Origin of the sequence: Devosia subaequoris (assembly GCF_014197055.1) — a bacterium.
In the GTDB taxonomy this organism is placed as follows: domain Bacteria; phylum Pseudomonadota; class Alphaproteobacteria; order Rhizobiales; family Devosiaceae; genus Devosia; species Devosia subaequoris.
The window spans coordinates 17,303-36,544 of record NZ_JACIEW010000008.1 but is presented as its reverse complement, the minus strand read 5'-3'; the positions used below and the strand labels follow the sequence as shown (position 1 = coordinate 36,544).

Below are 19,242 nucleotides of genomic sequence, written 5' to 3'. Positions count from 1 at the left end.
GTATCGGCAGGACAATTGCTGCCGCCAATCCAGAGGACGCCAATATGCTCTTCAAACCATCCGAGGCTTGCCTCGTCTATCATTCCACCGATCTTGAGCGCAGCGCCCGCTTTTATGCGGATGTGCTGGGTATTGCCTTTGAGCGCCGGGGCGCCGGCTCAGGTCAGTTCCTGTTTGCCAGGCTCAGTTCCGAATTCAGCATTAGTGTCATGCCCGGCCAGCCCCAGCCGGGCAGCAGTCCGCTGGTGACCTACACCCTGGCAGAAGGCGGCATTGCCGATGTCGTGGCGGCGCTGGCCGAATATGGCGCAACGATCGTGTCGCCGGTTGGCGACGCGCCCGATGGAAAGGGCGCGGCCTTTCTCGATCCTGACGGGTATCCGATGGGTCTTTACCAACCACTCGACAAGCCGCTTTCTCACAAGGAGACCGCCCGATGAAACTGAAGCCGAAAAGCGTCAGTGTCGTTTTCTATGTCAGCGACATCATCCGCACCGAAACCTTTTACAATCAGACCCTGGGATTGCAGCTCGAACGGCAGGAGGGCGCCGAGCCGTTCTGGCTGCAGGCGCAGATCGAGAACGGCCCGGACCTGATCTTCTTCGAGATGGAAGGTAAACGCGGTAACACGCCCGCCATCATCTTCGACCTCGGTGAAGGCGGGATCGACGATGTGGTAGCCGAACTCGCCCAGCAGGGTGTCAACATCGTTACCCCGGTTTCCGAAGCGCCCGGGGGCTGGAGCGCCGACTTTCTGGACCCGGATGGCTTTGGTCTTGGGCTCTGGCAAGCCGGGGAACTGCCGCGAACATTGAAGTAACGCAGGGCCGGATTGGCCTTGCCTCGCCTCTCTCCTGCGGGGAGGGGCGAGGCACCAGAAGCGCATCACGTCTCCCCTTCGCAACCCCGCCCTGCGTCTCCTGCGCTTGTGGAAAACACCGTTCTGCTGTAATGCAGCGCCAAATGCGCCCTAACCGGGTTTCTCTCCGGGCCGGGTGCCGTGTTTATTCCTGCATGGTTCAGCCGTTTTGTCGCCGCCTGTTTAGCGGCTCAAGGTATTGGGATCATGCCAAAGAGGCCTGACCCACATATGTCCCTGCGCAATATCGCCATCATCGCTCACGTTGACCATGGCAAGACCACGCTGATCGACGTCCTGCTCAAGCAGTCCGGTTCGTTCCGCGAAAACGAACGCGTCGAAGAACGCGCCATGGACAGCAATGATATCGAGCGTGAGCGTGGCATCACCATTCTGGCAAAGGTCACCTCGCTGACCTGGAACGATACCCGCATCAATATCGTGGACACCCCCGGCCACGCCGATTTCGGTGGCGAGGTGGAACGCATTCTGTCCATGGTCGATGGCGTGGTGATCCTGGTGGATGCCGCCGAAGGCCCGATGCCGCAGACCAAGTTCGTGCTCGGCAAGGCGCTGGCTCAGGGCCTGCGCCCCATCGTGGCCATCAACAAGATCGACAAGTCCGACGAGCGGCACCTGGAAGTGCTCGAGGAAATCTTCGACCTGTTCATTGCGCTCGACGCCACGTCCGAACAGCTCGATTTCCCGGTGCTCTATGGTTCGGCCAAGCAGGGGTGGATGGCGCTTGAGCCCGAAGGCCCCAAGGAAACCCTGGCGCCCCTGCTCGACAAGGTCGTCGAGCATGTGCCCGAGCCGCAGGTGGAAGAAGGCGCGTTCCGCATGCTGGTCACCACCATCGAGCGCAATCCGTTCCTGGGCCGCATCCTGACCGGTCGCATCGCTTCGGGATCGGTGAAGGCCAATGACCCCATCCACACCCTCAATCGCGAGGGCAAGGAAGTCGAAAAGGGCCGCGTCTCCAAGGTTCTGGCGTTCCGTGGCCTTGAACGTACCCCGGTCGATGTGGGTGAGGCCGGCGACATCGTCTCGATTGCAGGTCTTGTCACCTCGACCGTGGCGGACACGATCTGCGCCACTACAGTGGCCACGCCGATCGCTGCCAAGCCGATCGATCCCCCGACCCTGTCGGTGACCTTCCGCATCAATGACGGCCCGCTGGCCGGCCGCGAAGGCGACAAGGTGCAGTCGCGCGTCATCCGCGAGCGCCTGTTCCGCGAAGCCGAAGGCAATGTCGCCATCAAGGTGACCCCCGGTGACGACAATGACAGCTATGACGTTGCCGGCCGCGGCGAACTTCAGCTCGCCGTGTTGATCGAAAACATGCGCCGCGAGGGCTTCGAGCTGACCATTGGTCGCCCCAAGGTGCTGTTCAAGGAAGAAAACGGCCAGCGCATGGAGCCGGTAGAGGAAGTCATCATCGACGTCGATGACGAATTTACCGGCGCCGTGGTGCAAAAGCTCACCGAGCGCAAGGGCGAGTTGACCGACATGCGCCCCTCGGGCGTCGGCCGCACGCGCATCCAGCTTCTGGTGCCCACCCGCTCGCTGATCGGCTATCAGCCCGAACTGCTTTCGGACACCCGTGGCACGGCCATCTTCAACCGCCTGTTCCACTCCTTCGTGCCCTTCAAGGGCGATCTGCCGGGCCGCCGCACCGGTGTGCTGATCTCCAATGGCACCGGCCAGTCCGTCGCCTATGCGCTGTGGAACCTGGAAGACCGCGGCTCCATGCTGATCGACGCCGGCGTCGACATTTATGAAGGCATGATCATTGGCGAGCACAACCGCGAGAACGATCTCGAGGTCAATGCGCTCAAGGGTAAGCAGCTCACCAATATCCGCACTCAGTCCAAGGACGAAGCGGTGCGCTTGACCACCCCCAAGAAGCTCACGCTGGAGCAGAGCCTGGGCTACATCGCCGAAGACGAATATGTCGAGGTGACACCCAAATCGATCCGCCTGCGCAAGATCTGGCTCGACCCGAATGATCGCAAGCGCATGAGCCGCGCTGCCAAGTCGGCCTGATCGGATACCCCCTCCCAACCTCCCCCTGACAGGGGGAGGAACCACATCGGGGATATGACACAATTTGGTCAGGACCGCCGGCGAGACTCCTTCCCCTCACAGGAGGAGGTCGGGGGGGTTCTCACGGAGGCAATGACATGACTGACTGGATCATCCAGATCATCATCGATTTTGGCTATGTTGGCATAGTCCTGGTCATGGTGGCCGAATCGATCTTTCCCCCTATCCCCTCGGAATTGATCATTCCCTTTGCTGGCTTTGCCGCCGCCAATGGAGACCTCAACCTGTTCGGCGTTCTGGCAGCCGCGACATTCGGAGCGGTGGCGGGCATGCTGCCCTGGTATTTTGCCGGACGACTATTCGGCCTCGACCGCGTCAAATGGCTGGCCGACCGTTATGGTCGGCTGCTGACCATGAACGCCGGGGAAATCGACACTGCCGTGGGGTTCTTCCGCCGCTACGGGCCCATCATCGTGCTGATCGGCCGCCTGATGCCGATCATCCGCACGCTGATTTCCATCCCCGCCGGCCTTGCCGCGATGCCCTTGCCGCTGTTCCTGCTGGCCTCCACCGCCGGCGCGTTGATATGGAACACCGTTCTGACCATGGCCGGCTACATTCTGCATGACCACTACGAACTGATCGAAGTGGTGCTCGATCCGCTGAGCTATGTAGTGCTCGCCGCCGTGGTACTGCTCTATCTGTTCCGGGTCGTCACCTGGAAGCCAGCCCAAGCCGGCGAATAACGTCGCGTTTTGCAAGGCCCTTGCAATTTGCAATGGGCCAGATCGACGCAAAATGCGAATAGTTACAATCAGTTAATCTTTCGCCCCGGTTTTCCGGGGCCCGCAACCTGGCACGCTTTGTGCACTACTATTCGGGTCCGGATAGAAGTGTTCTGCGTACCGGGCCCAAAGTCATTCGGGGCATCGCATCGCGTTTTTGGTGCGATGCCCCAATGCTTCGAGCGGCCCGCCCTTGCCCCCAGCGCCAGCAGCCACTAGATAAATCGAACCGTTTTTCTGCCGCGTTTGCCAACGCCTTACCGGAGACGCCCATGCGCGCCGTGCTCGACATCATCCTGATCCTGCTGCAGCTCTATTGGTGGGTGCTGCTCATCATGATCATCATGAGCTGGCTGATCTCGTTCAACGTCATCAACACGCGCAATCAGTTCGTGGCCACGGTCTGGCAGGTGATCAACCAGCTCACCGATCCGGTGCTCAAGCCGATCCGGCGCTTCATGCCCAATTTCTCGGGCCTCGACCTGTCGCCGCTGATCGCCTTCCTGTTGATCTTCTTCATCCAGTCGATCATCGGCTACTATATTTATCCTGCGGTCATCCGCGCCGGCATCTAGCCTCTCTTGTGCACATTGCCCGGCTTTGCCCGGCAGACGGCAACCGGGCTCCTGCTATATCTCCGCGTTACGCCCAATGCCGGGCGCGACACTATTGAGGGCAGTCAGGTGCGCGCTGACGGCTCTGTGGTCCTGCGCGTCCGCGTCTCCGCCGTGCCCGACAAGGGGCGCGCCAATGCCGCCGTCATCGCGCTGATTGCCAAGGCGCTGGGTGCGCCAAAAACCTCGATTTCCCTGGTCAGTGGTGACACGGGCCGGCTCAAGACGGTGTCCGTCGCCGGCCCCGCGCCGGCTCTGTTCGCCCGCGCATCGGCGCTTGCCGGCTAGCGCTTGCGACAAAACATCGCAACTCCCATTGCCTAAACCATTATTCCCGCTAAGCTCACCTCTCAGAGGGGGCCCGATGGAGGGCGGGGATTGGACCGGGCAAAAGACCTGGCCAGCACCAGCGCGGGTCCCCGGAGGAGAACATTTCGAGGGACTTCTTATGGATCTGGCACTTTGGCTGATCGTTGCGTGCGGCGGCCTGTCTATCGTCTATGGCGTGGTGACCACTCAAGGCCTGCTCAAGGCCGATGCAGGGTCGGCACGCATGCAGGAAATCTCGGCGGCCGTGCGCGAAGGCGCTTCGGCCTATCTCAAGCGCCAATATACCACCATCGCCATTGTCGGCGTGGTCATCCTGATCGCCGCCTATTTCCTTCTCGGCATTTATGCCGCCATCGGCTTTCTGATCGGCGCTGTGCTTTCCGGCGCGGCCGGTTTCATCGGCATGAATGTGTCGGTCCGGGCCAATGTGCGGGTCGCCCAGGCTGCCGTCGGCTCGCTGGGCAAGGGGTTGGACCTGGCCTTCAAGTCCGGCGCGGTCACCGGCATGCTGGTGGCAGGGCTCGGCCTCCTGGGCGTCACGCTCTATTTCATGGTGCTGACCGCCATGGGTTTTGCCGCAACCAGCCGCACCGTGATCGACGCGCTGGTGGCGCTGAGTTTTGGTGCTTCGCTGATTTCCATCTTCGCCCGTCTCGGCGGCGGCATTTTCACCAAGGGCGCCGACGTTGGCGGCGATATGGTGGGCAAGGTCGAGGCCGGCATCCCCGAGGATGACCCGCGCAACCCCGCCACCATTGCCGATAATGTGGGCGACAATGTCGGGGACTGTGCCGGCATGGCGGCGGACCTGTTCGAAACCTATGTGGTGACCATCGTTGCCACCATGGTGCTGGCCGCCATCATCCTGCCCGAGCAATTCCGGCTGATCGGCATGGTGCTGCCGCTGGCGATCGGTGGCGCTTGCGTCGTCACCTCGATCATCGGCACCTATTTCGTCAAGCTCGGCTCGGACAACAACATCATGGGCGCGCTCTATAAGGGCGTCATTGCGACGGGCGTGCTCTCGCTCGTGGCGTTGCTGCCTGTGCTCTGGCTGATGTTCGGCGACATGAATGTTTCCATCGAGACCACCTCGAAGACCTTCACCCCCTGGAGCCTGTTCTGGTGCGGCGTGGTGGGTCTGGTCATTACCGGCCTGATCATCGTCATCACCGAATATTACACCGGCACCAATCGTCGCCCGGTCAATTCCATCGCCGAAGCCTCGGTTACCGGGCACGGCACCAATGTCATCCAGGGTCTGGCTGTCTCGCTGGAATCAACCGCCCTGCCGGCACTGACCATCATTGCGGGCATCATCGTCACCTATTCGCTTGCCGGGCTCTTCGGTATTGCTGTGGCGGTGGCGACCATGCTGGCTTTGGCCGGCATTATCGTTGCGCTCGACGCTTTCGGCCCGGTCACCGACAATGCCGGTGGCATCGCTGAAATGGCGGGTCTCGACAAGGAAGTGCGCCAGAATACCGATGCGCTCGATGCGGTTGGCAACACCACCAAGGCGGTCACCAAGGGCTATGCCATCGGCTCGGCGGGCCTCGGCGCACTGGTGCTGTTCGCCGCCTATACCCAGGACCTGATCTATTTTGCCGGGCTCGAAGATGCCCCGGCCATCTTCCAGGGCATGGGCAATCTGAGCTTCTCGCTGGCCGACCCCTATGTCGTTGTGGGCCTGTTGTTCGGCGGGCTTCTGCCGTTCCTGTTTGGCGGCATGAGCATGACGGCGGTGGGCCGCGCAGCCCAGTCCGTGGTGGTGGAAGTGCGCCGCCAGTTCAAGGAAAAGCCGGGCATCATGGCCGGCACCGACAAGCCCGACTATGGCCGGGCCGTCGACATGCTGACCAAGGCAGCGATCAAGGAGATGATCGTGCCGAGCCTGCTGCCAGTGCTCTCACCCATCGTCGTCTTCTTCGTCATCATGTGGATCGCCGGCCCTGCCGCTGGTTTCTCGGCCGTGGGCGCCATGCTGATGGGCGTGATCGTCACCGGGCTGTTCGTTGCCATCTCGATGACGGCCGGTGGCGGCGCCTGGGACAATGCCAAGAAGAGCTTTGAGGATGGCTTCACCGACAGCCACGGTGTCACCCACCACAAGGGGTCCGACGCCCACAAGGCCTCGGTGACCGGCGACACCGTCGGCGACCCCTACAAGGATACGGCGGGCCCCGCCGTCAACCCGATGATCAAGATCACCAATATCGTAGCGCTGCTGCTGCTGGCCGTGCTGGCGCATCTGGGGTGACCAGACGTCGCCTGGACTGGAGTCGAAAAAGGCCCGGGGCGAAAGCTCCGGGCCTATTGGTCCAGTCCGGAAAACTCTGGTCATCGCCGATCAGCAGATCCCGTCCATTCTTTGGGAGTGGGGAGCCGTCTCCTGACCAGTCATGGCGCCATTAGAGCCGCCCTACTGTGTGATAGCGGCTCATGTAGAGCATTATGGCAATTTTCTTGCTGCGCGAGAAACGCAGCTTCCAAGGCATCATTGCCCACTGAGCGACTTGCATTGGGATGGTTGGGCCACCGATTGTAACAGTGATGTCGATCCCCTCACCTCCCGCTCGTCGCCTGAGCGAAACGGGCCGCATACAGCCGCCCGGAAACAGAGGAAAGTTCCAGAAATGCGTAAAGTGACAGCCGGTCTGTTTCATTCCGTCGATGGCGTCGTCGAGGCGCCCGACCAGTTCCAGTTCGACAGCTTTGACGACCAGCTCGGGGAGATGCTGACCGGGGTGCAGGACCGCGTCGACACTGTGCTCATGGGCCGCGTGGGCTGGTCGGATTGGGCCGGCTATTGGCCCAAGGCCGAGCAGGATCTCGACTTTGCCCAGTTCATCAATGGCGTGCCCAAATATGTGGCTTCGAACACGCTGACCGCTGCCGACACGGCCAGATGGTCCAATTCGACCCTGATCGAGGGCGATGTTATCGACTTCGTGCGCAAGCTGAAAGCCCAGCCGGGCGGCGAGATTGCCGCCATGGGTGGCATTTCGCTGGTGCGGCAATTGCTGTTTGCCGGGCTGATGGACGAACTTTCGCTGATCACCCATCCGGTGGTGGCGGGCGGAGGCCGGCATCTGTTCGAGCCGGGCGACCCGACCACGCGGCTGGAGCTGGTGCGCAGCGACGTGACCGCCAAAGGCAATGTGGTGCAGGTCTATCGCAAGAAAGCCGATTAGCGCCGCGCTGTCCCCGAAAACGAGAAAGGGCGCCTTGCAGCGCCCTCTTTAACAATCCTGGGTCTGCTGGCCAGCCTAGCCGTCCATCTTGGCCCCGGACACGACCGCATGCAGGTCGATCAGGCCGACCATGCGGCTGTCATGGGTGACGATGCCGTTGAGCAGTTCGGTGTCGATCGAGTTACCTTCGGGCACATTGTGAATGTCGTCGCGATTGACGGTGAGGATGTCCGAGACCGCGTCAACCAGAATGCCGACCCATTTGTCGCCCACGCTCATCACCACCACGACATGGTTCTTGGTGGGCGAAGTCTGACCGTCGCCGAAGCGGGCGCGCAGGTCGAAGATCGGCACGATGGTGCCGCGCAGATTGATCACGCCACGCACGAATTCGCGGGTATTGGGCAGCGGGGTGGCACCGTTCCAGGCGCGGATTTCGCGCACCGTGGTGATCTCCACGCCATAGGTCTGCTCGCCGATCGAAAAGGCGATCAATTGCAATGTGTTCTGACCGGCAGCTGCCGTCTTGTCGCTCATGTCGTCGCGAAGGCTCAGCGCTTCCATCTTTTCTTGCCTCTTCTTCCGCCCGTCCTGGGCACTTGGCGTTGATCCTAATGCGTCAATCGACGCCAATTCCTTAACGGCGCCATGCGCCTTCTGCACTAGGCCGCATTCTGGTGGATCGGCGAGGTTCTGAGCCCCTGCACATCCACGATCAGTGCCACATTGCCATCGCCCAGTATGGTGCCGCCGGCGATGCCCTCAACGCTCTCGAAATTCTCTTCGAGCGATTTGATCACCACCTGCTGCTGGCCGATGATGTCGTCCACCACCAGCGCCACCTTCTGATTGCCCTCGGCCTCGCAGAGCACGACAAACTGGTCGTCCGGGTTCTGCTGGCTGGTCAGCTCGAAGCGCTGCGCCAGGTCGATGACCTGCACATATTCGCCCCGCACCTGCAGCACCCGGCCACCCGAAGGGACCCGTTCGAAGGCGGCGCGGCTGCACTGCATGGTCTCAACGATTGAAGAAAGCGGCACCACATAGGGGCCGCCACCGACCTTGACCAGCATCACATCGAGCACGGCCAGCGTCAGCGGCAGGCGCAGGGTCATGCGCGTACCCCGACCGGGCCAGCTACGGACATGTACCGAGCCGCCGATCTTCTTGATGTTGGAGAGCACCACGTCCATGCCCACGCCACGGCCGGAAATATCGCTCACTGCCTCGGCAGTGGAGAAGCCGGGGGCAAAGATGAGCTGGTCGATCTGCTCGTCCGTCGGCGTGATGTCAGGCGCCACGATGCCCTTGTCCCGGGCCAGGCCCAGCACGCGCTCGCGATTGATACCGGCGCCGTCATCTTCGACAATGATAAGGATATTGCCGCCCGCCTGTTCAGCCGAAAGGCGGATCGTGCCTGATTCCGGCTTGCCGGCGGCCTGGCGTTTTTCCGGACTTTCAATGCCATGGTCGGCCGAATTGCGGATCATGTGCGTCAGCGGGTCGGACAATTGCTCGATCACCGTCTTGTCGATCTCGGTGTTCTCGCCAATGGTCTCGAGCTTGATCTTTTTCGACGTCTTGGACGCCAGTTCACGCACCAGGCGTGGCATGCGGCTGAACACCGATTTGACCGGCTGGGCGCGGATCGCCATCACCGAATCCTGCAGTCCCCGCGTGGTCTGGGCCAGCACTTCGAGCCCACGCACCAATTCGGTATAACGAGCGCGCAGCGTCTCATCCATCTGCTGGGTCAGCATCGATTGGGTGATGACCAGCTCGCCCACCATGTTGACCACGCGATCCACCTTGTCGAGATCGACACGGATCGACTGCACGCCAACCGAGCGGCCGCTGCTTTCTTCGCTCTCGCCGCCACCAGTCGGCACGACGGGCTTGGCGGCGGGGGCCGAATTGGGGACAGGGGCAGGCTTTTCCGCCTTGGGCGCGGGGGCCGGTGTCGGCGCGATCTCTGCGGCAAGGGCCGCAAAGCTCAGATCCGCCGGGGCCTCTTCAAAATTGTCCTGCTGGCCGACCTCGGCGACTGGTGGCTCGGGCACAAATTCGACCGGGGGCACGACCGGCTGGACCGGTGCTGCGACTTCTTCCTCCGTCAAAGCCAGAAGGCTCGACAGATCCGGCTCGTCCGTCGCTGGCGCGGCCGAAACCTCGGCAGCCATTGCGGGCTCGTCTGGCGCAAGACCGGGCACCGTGCCAGCCTGGGCAATGACGATATCGCAATCGCCATCGACAAACTCGAACACTTCGCGAATGGCGTCCTCGCCGAGCCCCGGCGCCACCAGGGTAATTTCCCAGGCGCAATAAACGCCAAAGGGTTCGAAATCGGACAGCGGGGGCACATCGCTCATCACCGCATGCACGCTCATCTCGCCCAGCGCGGCCAGTTCGCGGAACAGCAGCAGCGGATCATTGGCCCGGGCATAAAGCGCGCGATGCGGGGTGAAACGGATTTCCCACTGCCCGTCGGCGGCCATCATCGGGGCGGCGTCGAACACATCTTCGACCGGCGCTTCCCCGGTTGGTGCCGGGGCGTCGAGATTGACCATGACTGGGGTGAAATCGAGGTCGAATTCCTCGACCATTTCTCCATCCAGATCGTCTTCCGCGGTGCCGTCCGAGGCCGTTTCGCCGCGCGCCAGCGCGTCAAAGCGGGCCTTTTCCTCGGCGCCGTAATCGGCCGGCAGCGCCTCGCCCGTCTGGGCTGCGTTGACATGGTCGGCCACGATATCATTGGCGCGGATGCACAGCACCACGACATCGTCGGTCAACTCGATACGACCGTCGCGAACATAGTCGAGCAGCGTTTCATAGGCATGGGCAAAGCCCACCAGCGCGGTAAAGCCGAAGGCGCCGGCGCCGCCCTTGATTGAGTGAATGGCCCGGAACACCGCATTGAGCCGATCCGCCCCGCGCTCGCCCTCTTCAATGACGGCGAACTGTTCTTCAAGCTCAGTCAGGAGCTCGGAGCATTCGTCAAAATAGGTGGCCTTGAAGTCGTCGAGATCACTCATTCTTACGCTTCCAACCCTTCTGGGTCCGTACTGGTTCTAGGGTTTAGTGCACGACGCGATTGATCACCGAAATCAGCTTCTCCGGATCGAACGGCTTGACGATCCAGCCGGTGCCGCCTGCGGCCTTGCCCTGGTCACGCTTGTCCTGGCTGGTCTCGGTGGTCAGGATCAGAATGGGGAGCGAATTGTGCAGCCCGGTGGCGCGCACATTCTTGATGAACTCGATTCCGTCCATCACCGGCATGTTGATATCGGTGATCACCACATCCACTTGCTGGCTCTTGAGCAGATCCAGGCCCTGCTTGCCGTCTTCGGCCTGCAGCACCTCAAAGCCAGCATTGCTCAGCGTGTGATGCAGCATGGCCAGAATGGTCCGCGAATCATCGACCGTGAGTACCCGCAACGTCATTGTTTCATCATCCCTGAAAACCGGGCACTGAGGCCCAGCCGTTCGATCGCGGCGCCCATGGCCGCGCTCGGCGCGTCAATAAAAAACTCGAAATGGTGTCTCCGGGCCGTTTCGGCGGCGCTGATCAGCAGCAGCAGCGCATTGGTCGAAACCCGCTCGACCGCACTGGCCTGAACCGTAACCGGTCCCTCCTCCAGGGCGTCGATCAATTGGTCGCGGATGCCATCAATCGAATCGAGATCGATGATTTCAGGCAAGGCGACCGTCTGCAGGTTTTGCGTAGCCATGTTTGTTAAGGTGCCCCCGGAGTCTTCTCCAAGCCGCATATTCAGCCCCAACGGTTTAAGAATTGCTAACTATGACCCGTCCGCATCGCGGCCAAACGCGCCAGCGGCGCGGTTGGAGGGTCATAGGCCCGAAGAGCTATGCTCGAATGGCAGCTCGCAGGGCAGTTCACAGGGCTTGGCCGCACCTCTTACTTCAACACAATCCTTGCCCCCGCCCCCGCACAGGGTTATCGCAGGCGCGATACCAGAACTGGACCGACCCATGCCTTCAAAGATCGCCCTGACCGGCCTTGCCCGTGACCTCGCCCAGCGCGCCGAAGCGGGCAAGACCATCCGTGTCGGCGTGATTGGCTCGGGCGAGATGGGCACCGATCTGGTGACTCAGATGAGCCTAATGACCGGCATCGAAATGGCGGCCATCGCCACCCGTCGGCCCCATACCGCGCTGGATGCCATGACCATCGCCTATGGCGAGGATTCCATGGGTAAGGTGGTCGACACGCCCAGCGCCGCGACCGCTGCCATCGAGGCAGGCAAGATCGCCGTCACCACGGCCGAAACTCTGGTCACCACCCCCAATATCGACGTGGTGATCGACGCCACCGGCAAGCCGGGCGTCGCCGCCGACTATGATCTGATGGCCATGGAACATGGCAAGCATCTGGTGATGATGAATGTCGAGGCCGACGTGACCATCGGGCCTTATCTCAAGGCCCAGGCCGACAAGCTTGGGGTGGTCTATTCCGTCGGCGCCGGGGACGAGCCGAGCTCCTGCATGGAATTGATCGAATTTGCTTCCGCCCTGGGCCTAGACATTGTCGCCGCCGGCAAGGGCAAGAACAACCCGCTCAAGCACGACGCTGTGCCCGACGATTATCGGGAAGAAGCGGACCGCCGCAACATGAACCCGCGCATGCTGGTTGAATTCGTCGACGGGTCCAAGACCGCCGTCGAAATGACCGCCATCGCCAATGCCACCGGGCTGTTGCCTGACGTACCGGGAATGCACGGCCCGTCCACCAATCGCGACGACATGGCCAAAGTCCTCATCCCCAAGGAAGATGGCGGCATTCTCAATTCCTCAGGTGTGGTCGATTTCACCATCGGCAAGGGCGTGGCGCCGGGGGTCTTCGTCATCGTCAAGGCCACCCATCCGCGCATTATCGAGCGCATGGATGACCTCCATATCGGGCACGGCCCCTATTACGGCTTCTTCCGCCCCTACCACCTGACCAGCCTTGAAGTGCCGCTGACCTGCGCCCGTATCATGCTCACCGGCAAGCCGGACATGGTGCCCCTGCCCCGCCCGGTCGCCGAAGTCTGCGCCGTCGCCAAGCGCGATCTGCAACCCGGCGAGACGCTCGATGCCATCGGCGAGACCTGCTACCGCTCCTTTGCCATGACCGTCACCGACGCCCGTGCAGCCGGCGCCTGGCCGGTGGGCCTGCTCGAAGGCGGCAAGGTAACGGCAGCGGTCAAAAAGGGCGCGCTCATCACCAGCGCCAATGCCCAGCCGGACAGCTCCACGCGGCTGTTTGCGCTGCGGCAGGAACAGGACCGCATGCTCGGGCTGAGCGCCTAGCTTACCCGTAACATACCGCCTGCAGCTTGTTGCCATCGGGATCGCGTACATAGGCGAGAGGCTTCTCCGGCGGCTTGGCTAGCCGCTCGAAGCCCAGCACGCCAAGCACAGAGCGCCGTCATCAGGCTCTAGGCTGTCAGCTCTTCTCAACTTCCTCGGCCAGCGGCAGCGGATAGCGCCGCCTTTGCGGCGGCAGGCGATGCAATATGGCGCCCATCGCCACCAGCAGCAGGCAGGCCAGGAACAGCACGACGAACAGGGTCACCGCGTCCACCCGGCCGGTCAGCGTCAGCAGGGGAATTGCGGCGGCCGGGGGATGAGTAACGCGCAGCGCCAGCATGACCAGCATCACCAGCCCGACGCAAAGCGTGGCCAGCCAGAACGGTTCGGGCACCACTGACATGGCCAGCACCGCCGCCACCGTGCCGATGAAATAACCGGCAAAGATATTGATCGGCTGCGCATTGGGCGATTCAGGTTGCCCGAAAATCACCAGCGCCGTGGGCCCAAGGGGCGCCAGCAGCAGGGGCAGGCCTGTCACCGCTGAAAGATAGCCGATCAAGGTAACCGCCGCCGCCGTGGCGGTTGTCGATTTGGCGTGTACCCGCCAGTCCTTGCGGGGTTCGTGCCGGGCCATGAATCGGGCAATCAGGGGGTGCATTGGTCAACTGCGCAGGAAAAGGGGTCCGCCCATATAGGCAAACCCCGTCCGTGCTGTCAGCCCTTGGAGACGCCAGCGCACCGCCTGCTGGTAAAACCTAGCCGTGAATGGCGATCTTTCCCTTACGGCCTGGCACACCGCTGGCTGCAACGGCTTGCGCGATGGCATCGATCGGATAGCTGGCCTCAATCGCCATTTTGAGCTTTCCGCTCGCAGCATCGGCAACCAGTTCGCCGAGCAACTGACCGATCCGCTCCGGCTTGACCGGAGGATTTGCGCCCCAGAAGCCTTTGACCGTGATGCCGCGAAACAAGAGATCGGCAGCAGAAATTTCCAGCGGCCGGGCCGTCATGGCACCAAAACTAATCAGTTCGGCGCCATCGGACAGGATACTCAGCAGCTGCGCCGCCCCCTTGCCGCCCAGAGATTCGATGCCCCGCACGATCGGCGCGCCGCCAGTAATGGCACGCACCTTTTCCTGCCAGGCCTCGCCTTCTGTCGCCACCACGGTGTCGAACCCGAGCGCTGCCATCTCCTCGACGGCCTCCGGCCGACGCACCAGCCCGAGCACATTGATGCCTAGAGCGGCGCCGTATTGCGCAACGAGCTTGCCCACCGCCCCATTGGCGGCGTTGAGCGCAATCCATTGCCCTGCCTCGACGCCCAGCGTATCGAGCAGCATCTTGGCGCTGAGCGGCATGGAAACGAGCTGACAGGCGGTGGCGTCGTCGACGCTCTCGGGGACCGGAACCAGCCGGCGTGCATCGGCCAGATAATATTCGGCCCAACTGTTCTGTGCGCTACCGGCGACGCGCTGACCGACTTGCAGGTTCGCAACTCCCTCGCCCAGCATCTCGACCACGCCGACGGCCTCTGTTCCTGGCACGGCCGGAAGCGCTGGCTTGTAGCCATATTGGCCGGCAATGGTCATCAAGTCGTGATTGTGCACGGGCGAGAGCACCATGCGCACCAGGATCTCGCCTGGCCCTGGTTCCGGGCGCACGCTCTCCTGCATGGAGAGAACAGCGTCGGGTTGGCCGAATTGGGTGTATACGGCGCGCTTCATTTTCATCTCCATTGCAATGTGCCAACCACATAGGTGGCTTAACGTTTACGTCAAGCTTGCCTTGGCAAAATCTTTTCGCTAATTCCTGATCAGAAATGTCAGGATAAGTAATGCCCGAGACCGCTGCCAACGCCCGCGCTATCCAGCGCGTCCGCCACGATACCAGACTCCGGCTGCTGACGGTTTCCGCGATTGCCGAGGTCACGCCTCTGATGCGCCGTATCCGTCTGGAAGGCGACATGACCGGTTTTGTCTCGCCCGGCTATGCCGACCATATCAAGGCTTTCTTCTTTTCCGAGGGCACCCCGGAGCAGTTGCCGCCAGTGGGCCCCAATGGCGCGCAGTTTCCGCCCGGCACCAAGCGGGAAATGCGCGACTATACCCCGCGCTACTGGAGCGTTGAGAAGGGCTGGATCGATCTCGATTTCGTGCTGCATGGCGATGGCCCGGCCTCGGGTTGGGCTGCCTCGGCGCAGATTGGTGACACGTTGGTAATCGGCGGTCCGCGCGGCAGTCAGATCGTACCTCTGGCCTTTGACTGGTATTTGCTGGCTGGCGACGAAACCGCCCTACCCGCCATCGGCCGCCGTATCGAAGAGTTGCCGCCGGGCACACCGGTGCTGGCCGTGATCGAGGTTGAGAGCAAGGCCGAAGAACAGCAATTCGACACCGAAGCCGAACTCACACTGGTCTATGTGCACCGCAACGGCGCCGCTGCCGGTACCACGAGCCTGGTGCGCGATGCCATCGCCGCTGCCAGCTTCCCGCCCGGCAAGGCCTATGCCTATATCGCAGGCGAAGTGAATATGGCGCGCGCGGTCAAGACGCATCTGCTCGACAGCCGCGGTTTTAACCCTGAATGGGTCAAGGCAGCCGGCTATTGGCATCTCGGCGTGGCGGACGCTCAGGAGGACCACTGACGTCGATCAGGCGAGTCAGCCGCACAGTCGTCCGGTGGAGGGTCTTCAGATTGGCTGTCCACCCACAGCCTGAACCGCCTTTGCCCCGCCCGCAATGCCCGCCGCAAGGCAGGTTTGGTGGGACTCACCGCGCAGCAAGGCCGCGACAAACCCGGCCGCAAAGGCATCGCCGGCGCCAGTTGTATCGAGCACCTCGACGATGGGCGCCGGCTGGTTCAGCCGCACCCCATCCCGATTCCCGAGTGCCGCGCCGAAACGCCCGCGCTTGATCACCACATGGCTGAATTGCTGGCCGAGCACACGCAACTGTGCGTCGAAATCGGCCTCCCCGGTCAGCAGTTCGGCTTCGCTCTCATTGGCAAACAGCCACTCCCCCGCGCCGACCCAGCCCAAGAACACGGCCGGCCCGACCTCTTCAAGGAATCCGGTGGACGCCGGGTCAATGGCGATGGCGACCTTTTCTTTGCGGGCAGCCTGCAACAGACGCTGTACGGCCATGCGCGGCCCGGGCGCGAAAAAGCTGTAGCCCGAGACCAACACCAGTTGCACGCCTTCGAGCAGGCTTTCGGGCAGATCATCGGGGCCGAGATTGAGATTGGCGCCCCGGTCGGTGAGAAAGCTGCGCTCCCCCGATGGATCGAGGATAGTCACCAGAACGCCCGAGGGCAGGTCCCGGTCCCCGGCCAGCGCCGGCACCACGCCCTGGCCGCGAAAATAGTTTTCGTACATGGGTCGGTCGGCGGCCCCAACCCTGGCGGCAAACAGCACATCGGCCCCGGCAGCACCCAGCCAGACAGCCTGATTGGCCCCTGATCCGCCCGGCCGGTTGCGAATTTCCGCCCGCCGGTCCGAACCGGGCACTATGGGGCCCTCGGGCCGCACGATGATGTCGGTCATCACATCGCCGATGACCAGTACCCGCGCACTCATGCCTGGCGCGCAGCGATCTGGCTCGATAGCGCCACAGCAATCTGGGCAGCGACCTTGGCGTTGTTCTTGACCAGCGCGATATTGCTTTCCAGCGACTTGCCGCCGGTCAATTCGAAGATGCGCTGCAACAGGAAGGGCGTGGTCGCCTTGCCCTTGATCCCCTGCGCCTCGGCATCGGCCAGCGCCTGGGCAATGAAGCCCTCAATGGCACTGGCCTCCCACGCGTCCGCCTCCGGAATGGGATTGGCAATCAGGACACCGCCCATGTTGAGATCGGATTGGATGGCCAGCAATTTTGCGACCTCGGCGGGACTATCGAGACGCTTGTCGACCGTGTGCCCGCTGGTACGCGCCCAGAAGGCCGGGAAATCGTCGGTGCCGTAACCCAGGACCGGCACGCCATTGGTTTCGAGCACTTCGAGCGTCTTGGCGATATCCAGGATCGACTTGGCCCCGGCGCAGACCACCGCAACGGGCGTGCGGCCAAGCTCTTCAAGATCGGCCGAAATATCGAAACTGTCTTCGGCACCGCGATGCACCCCGCCAATGCCGCCCGTCGCAAAGATGCGGATGCCCGCCAGCGCCGCAATCTGCATGGTGGTCGCAACGGTGGTGCCGGCCATGACCCCATTGGCCAAGAGCGCCGCCATGTCGCGGCGGCTGGCCTTGGCGGCCTTGTGGCCTTCTTCGGCCAGGCGCTGCAAGTCCTCGCCCGACACCCCGACGCAGAGCCTACCGTCCATGATGGCAATGGTCGCGGGCACCGCGCCATGCTCGCGCACCACAGCCTCGACCTCCTGCGCCATGCTCAGATTCTGCGGATAGGGCATGCCGTGGGTGATGATCGTCGATTCGAGCGCCACCACCGGCTTGCCGGCGGCCAGCGCCGCTTTCACATCGCCTGAAACGGACAGATAGGCCTTTGCACTCATTGGTATCGAACTCCAGATCGTCTCGGTGCCCGCCATCCGGCTGGCTGTTTACCGTGCTTGTGCGCCCCCGCATCCAGACGGTCAAGTCCGACAAAAAAACAGCGTCGGCACCGCCTTGTCGGCCCTTTGGTTTGTCGATAATTTGCCGGTGTCTTTCAGATGGAAAGGGCACTTCGCTGGCTAGATCCACAATTGATGGCGCAATATTGGCGCCTCGATATGCACCCGTTTCGGGGTCGATCGCCGCAAGACTTTGGGGCGCCTTACGGCGCCGCCCACAAGCGCATCTCCAGTTCAGTTTCATCCTATTTCCGGGGTCTGCATAATGAGGCCCCGGGGTTGAGCCGCGGCTCTAACCGCGAACCGGCGCATAGCGTCTTGAACCGGCTGTCCCTGAACACGCCAATCGCCTCCACCACGGTCCCCACAGGAGACTAAATCTGATGAAAAAATCGCTTGCCATCGCCCTTGGCGCTGTACTGGCTGCGAGCCCTGCCATTGCGCAGGAGGAGCCGGTGCTCAACGTCTATAACTGGTCCGACTATATTGCCGAGGACACCATCGCCAATTTCGAGGCGGAGACCGGCATCAAGGTCAATTACGACGTCTATGACAACAATGAGATCGTCGACGCCAAGCTGCTGGCCGGCAATTCGGGCTATGACATTGTCGTGCCCTCGGGCAACTTCCTCGAGCGCCAGATCCAGGCTGGCCTGATCCTCGAACTCGACAAGTCCAAGCTGACCAATCTGGACAATCTCGACCCGGCCGTGATGGCTACCGCCGCCAAGCAGGACCCGGACAATGCCCATGCCGTGCCCTATATGATCAACACCATTGGTCTGGGCTACAACACGGCCAAGGTAACCGAAGCGCTCGGCCCTGATGCAGATCTGGAAAGCTGGGACCTGCTGTTCAAGCCCGAGGTGGTCGAAAAGCTCGCCGGCTGCGGCGTCGCCGTACTCGACAGCCCCTCCGAGGTGATGGGCATTGCCCTGCACTATCTCGGTCTCGACCCCAATTCGGAGAGCGAGGAAGACCTGGCAGCGGCCGAAGCGCTGATGAATTCCATCAAGCCCTCGATCCGCTACTTCCACTCTTCCCAATATATCGATGATCTGGGCAATGGCGAAATCTGTCTCGCCCTGGGCTATTCGGGTGACATCTTCATCGCCGCCGATGCCGCAGCAGCAGCCGACCAGGGCGTTGAGGTGACCTATGTGATCCCCAAGGAAGGCGCGGCCACCCTGTTTGACTTCCTGGCCATTCCCGCCGATGCCCCGCATCCGGACAACGCCCATGCCTTCATCAACTACATCCTCGAGCCCGAGGTTGTGGCGGCCATCACCAACTATGTCTTCTACGCCAATCCCAACCTGCCGGCGCTGGAATTCGTGGACGAAGAGGTCAAGTCGAACCCCGGCATCTATCCGCCCGCCGAAACCATCGAAAAGGCTTTCGTGATGCAGGCGCACTCTCCCGATTATGAGGAAGTGCTGACCCGCACCTGGACCCGCATCAAGACTGGCCAGTAACAACGCATCTGTGAAGGGCGGCCCCGCGCCGCCCTTCGACCCATCGGATAGAGAGCCCCA

Annotated in this window: 19 protein-coding genes; 11 read left to right on the top strand and 8 right to left on the bottom strand. The window is 62.2% G+C overall.

Features of this window, described 5'->3' with window-relative positions; translation table 11 throughout:
• Nucleotides 1-44 precede the first annotated feature (44 nt).
• From GGR20_RS14985 to GGR20_RS14950, 8 genes are all read left to right on the top strand, one after another.
• Nucleotides 45-440, top strand: a complete 396-nt coding sequence (locus GGR20_RS14985; RefSeq protein ID WP_183312187.1) for a VOC family protein — start codon at nt 45-47, stop codon at nt 438-440.
• A complete protein-coding gene (locus GGR20_RS14980; protein WP_183312186.1) occupies nt 437-820 on the top strand; it encodes a VOC family protein in 384 nt (127 codons plus the stop codon). The genes GGR20_RS14985 and GGR20_RS14980 overlap by 4 nt, the downstream gene beginning before the upstream one ends.
• 270 nt (nt 821-1,090) lie before the next feature.
• On the top strand, nt 1,091-2,905 hold the full coding sequence (gene typA, locus GGR20_RS14975) for a translational GTPase TypA (protein WP_183312185.1): 1,815 nt from the start codon (nt 1,091-1,093) through the stop codon (nt 2,903-2,905).
• Nucleotides 2,906-3,042: 137 nt separating this feature from the next.
• A complete protein-coding gene (locus GGR20_RS14970) occupies nt 3,043-3,651 on the top strand; it encodes a DedA family protein (protein WP_183312184.1) in 609 nt (202 codons plus the stop codon).
• A gap of 311 nt (nt 3,652-3,962) precedes the next feature.
• Nucleotides 3,963-4,265: a YggT family protein gene (locus GGR20_RS14965; protein ID WP_183312183.1), complete on the top strand. Its 303-nt coding sequence runs from the start codon at nt 3,963-3,965 to the stop codon at nt 4,263-4,265.
• A gap of 6 nt (nt 4,266-4,271) precedes the next feature.
• On the top strand, nt 4,272-4,592 hold the full coding sequence (locus GGR20_RS14960; RefSeq protein ID WP_420827453.1) for a DUF167 family protein: 321 nt from the start codon (nt 4,272-4,274) through the stop codon (nt 4,590-4,592).
• Nucleotides 4,593-4,752: 160 nt separating this feature from the next.
• Nucleotides 4,753-6,894, top strand: coding sequence for a sodium-translocating pyrophosphatase (locus GGR20_RS14955; protein ID WP_116587384.1), 2,142 nt, complete (start codon nt 4,753-4,755; stop codon nt 6,892-6,894).
• 376 nt (nt 6,895-7,270) lie between these two features.
• Nucleotides 7,271-7,828, top strand: coding sequence for a dihydrofolate reductase family protein (locus tag GGR20_RS14950; RefSeq protein ID WP_183312182.1), 558 nt, complete (start codon nt 7,271-7,273; stop codon nt 7,826-7,828).
• 75 nt (nt 7,829-7,903) lie between these two features.
• Here GGR20_RS14950 and GGR20_RS14945 read toward each other — a convergent pair whose 3' ends face one another.
• The 4 genes from GGR20_RS14945 to GGR20_RS14930 form a co-directional block, all read right to left on the bottom strand.
• Complete coding sequence (locus GGR20_RS14945; RefSeq protein WP_116587385.1) at nt 7,904-8,392, bottom strand: chemotaxis protein CheW; 489 nt, start codon at nt 8,390-8,392, stop codon at nt 7,904-7,906.
• 98 nt (nt 8,393-8,490) lie between these two features.
• Complete coding sequence (locus GGR20_RS14940; protein ID WP_183312181.1) at nt 8,491-10,860, bottom strand: chemotaxis protein CheA; 2,370 nt, start codon at nt 10,858-10,860, stop codon at nt 8,491-8,493.
• 43 nt (nt 10,861-10,903) lie between these two features.
• On the bottom strand, nt 10,904-11,269 hold the full coding sequence (locus tag GGR20_RS14935) for a response regulator (RefSeq protein ID WP_183312180.1): 366 nt from the start codon (nt 11,267-11,269) through the stop codon (nt 10,904-10,906).
• Nucleotides 11,266-11,595 (bottom strand): STAS domain-containing protein, encoded by a 330-nt coding sequence (locus GGR20_RS14930; RefSeq protein ID WP_183312179.1) that lies wholly within the window; start codon nt 11,593-11,595, stop codon nt 11,266-11,268. The genes GGR20_RS14935 and GGR20_RS14930 overlap by 4 nt, the downstream gene beginning before the upstream one ends.
• A gap of 223 nt (nt 11,596-11,818) precedes the next feature.
• Between GGR20_RS14930 and GGR20_RS14925 the strand changes: the two genes are divergently transcribed.
• Nucleotides 11,819-13,138, top strand: coding sequence for an NAD(P)H-dependent oxidoreductase (locus tag GGR20_RS14925; RefSeq protein WP_183312178.1), 1,320 nt, complete (start codon nt 11,819-11,821; stop codon nt 13,136-13,138).
• A gap of 136 nt (nt 13,139-13,274) precedes the next feature.
• On the opposite strand, the gene GGR20_RS14920 is transcribed toward GGR20_RS14925, so the two are convergent.
• Nucleotides 13,275-13,799 (bottom strand): HPP family protein, encoded by a 525-nt coding sequence (locus tag GGR20_RS14920; RefSeq protein ID WP_183312177.1) that lies wholly within the window; start codon nt 13,797-13,799, stop codon nt 13,275-13,277.
• A 97-nt stretch (nt 13,800-13,896) separates the two neighbouring features.
• Nucleotides 13,897-14,865 carry a zinc-binding dehydrogenase gene (locus tag GGR20_RS14915; protein WP_183312176.1) on the bottom strand — a complete coding sequence of 323 codons (969 nt, stop codon included), beginning with the start codon at nt 14,863-14,865 and terminating at the stop codon, nt 13,897-13,899.
• Between the two features lie 110 nt (nt 14,866-14,975).
• Between GGR20_RS14915 and GGR20_RS14910 the strand changes: the two genes are divergently transcribed.
• A complete protein-coding gene (locus GGR20_RS14910) occupies nt 14,976-15,785 on the top strand; it encodes a siderophore-interacting protein (RefSeq protein WP_183312175.1) in 810 nt (269 codons plus the stop codon).
• A 45-nt stretch (nt 15,786-15,830) separates the two neighbouring features.
• Here GGR20_RS14910 and GGR20_RS14905 read toward each other — a convergent pair whose 3' ends face one another.
• Both GGR20_RS14905 and GGR20_RS14900 read right to left on the bottom strand, forming a co-directional pair.
• Entirely contained in the window at nt 15,831-16,715 is an 885-nt protein-coding gene (locus tag GGR20_RS14905) for a carbohydrate kinase family protein (protein WP_183312174.1), read from the bottom strand.
• The gene (locus GGR20_RS14900) at nt 16,712-17,647 is read right to left on the bottom strand and encodes a pseudouridine-5'-phosphate glycosidase (RefSeq protein WP_183312173.1); all 936 of its coding nucleotides are present in this window, start codon (nt 17,645-17,647) and stop codon (nt 16,712-16,714) included. The genes GGR20_RS14905 and GGR20_RS14900 overlap by 4 nt, the downstream gene beginning before the upstream one ends.
• Before the next feature lie 440 nt (nt 17,648-18,087).
• On the opposite strand from GGR20_RS14900, the gene GGR20_RS14895 reads away from it, so the two are divergent.
• Nucleotides 18,088-19,182, top strand: coding sequence for a polyamine ABC transporter substrate-binding protein (locus tag GGR20_RS14895; RefSeq protein WP_183312300.1), 1,095 nt, complete (start codon nt 18,088-18,090; stop codon nt 19,180-19,182).
• The last annotated feature ends 60 nt before the right edge of the window (nt 19,183-19,242 follow it).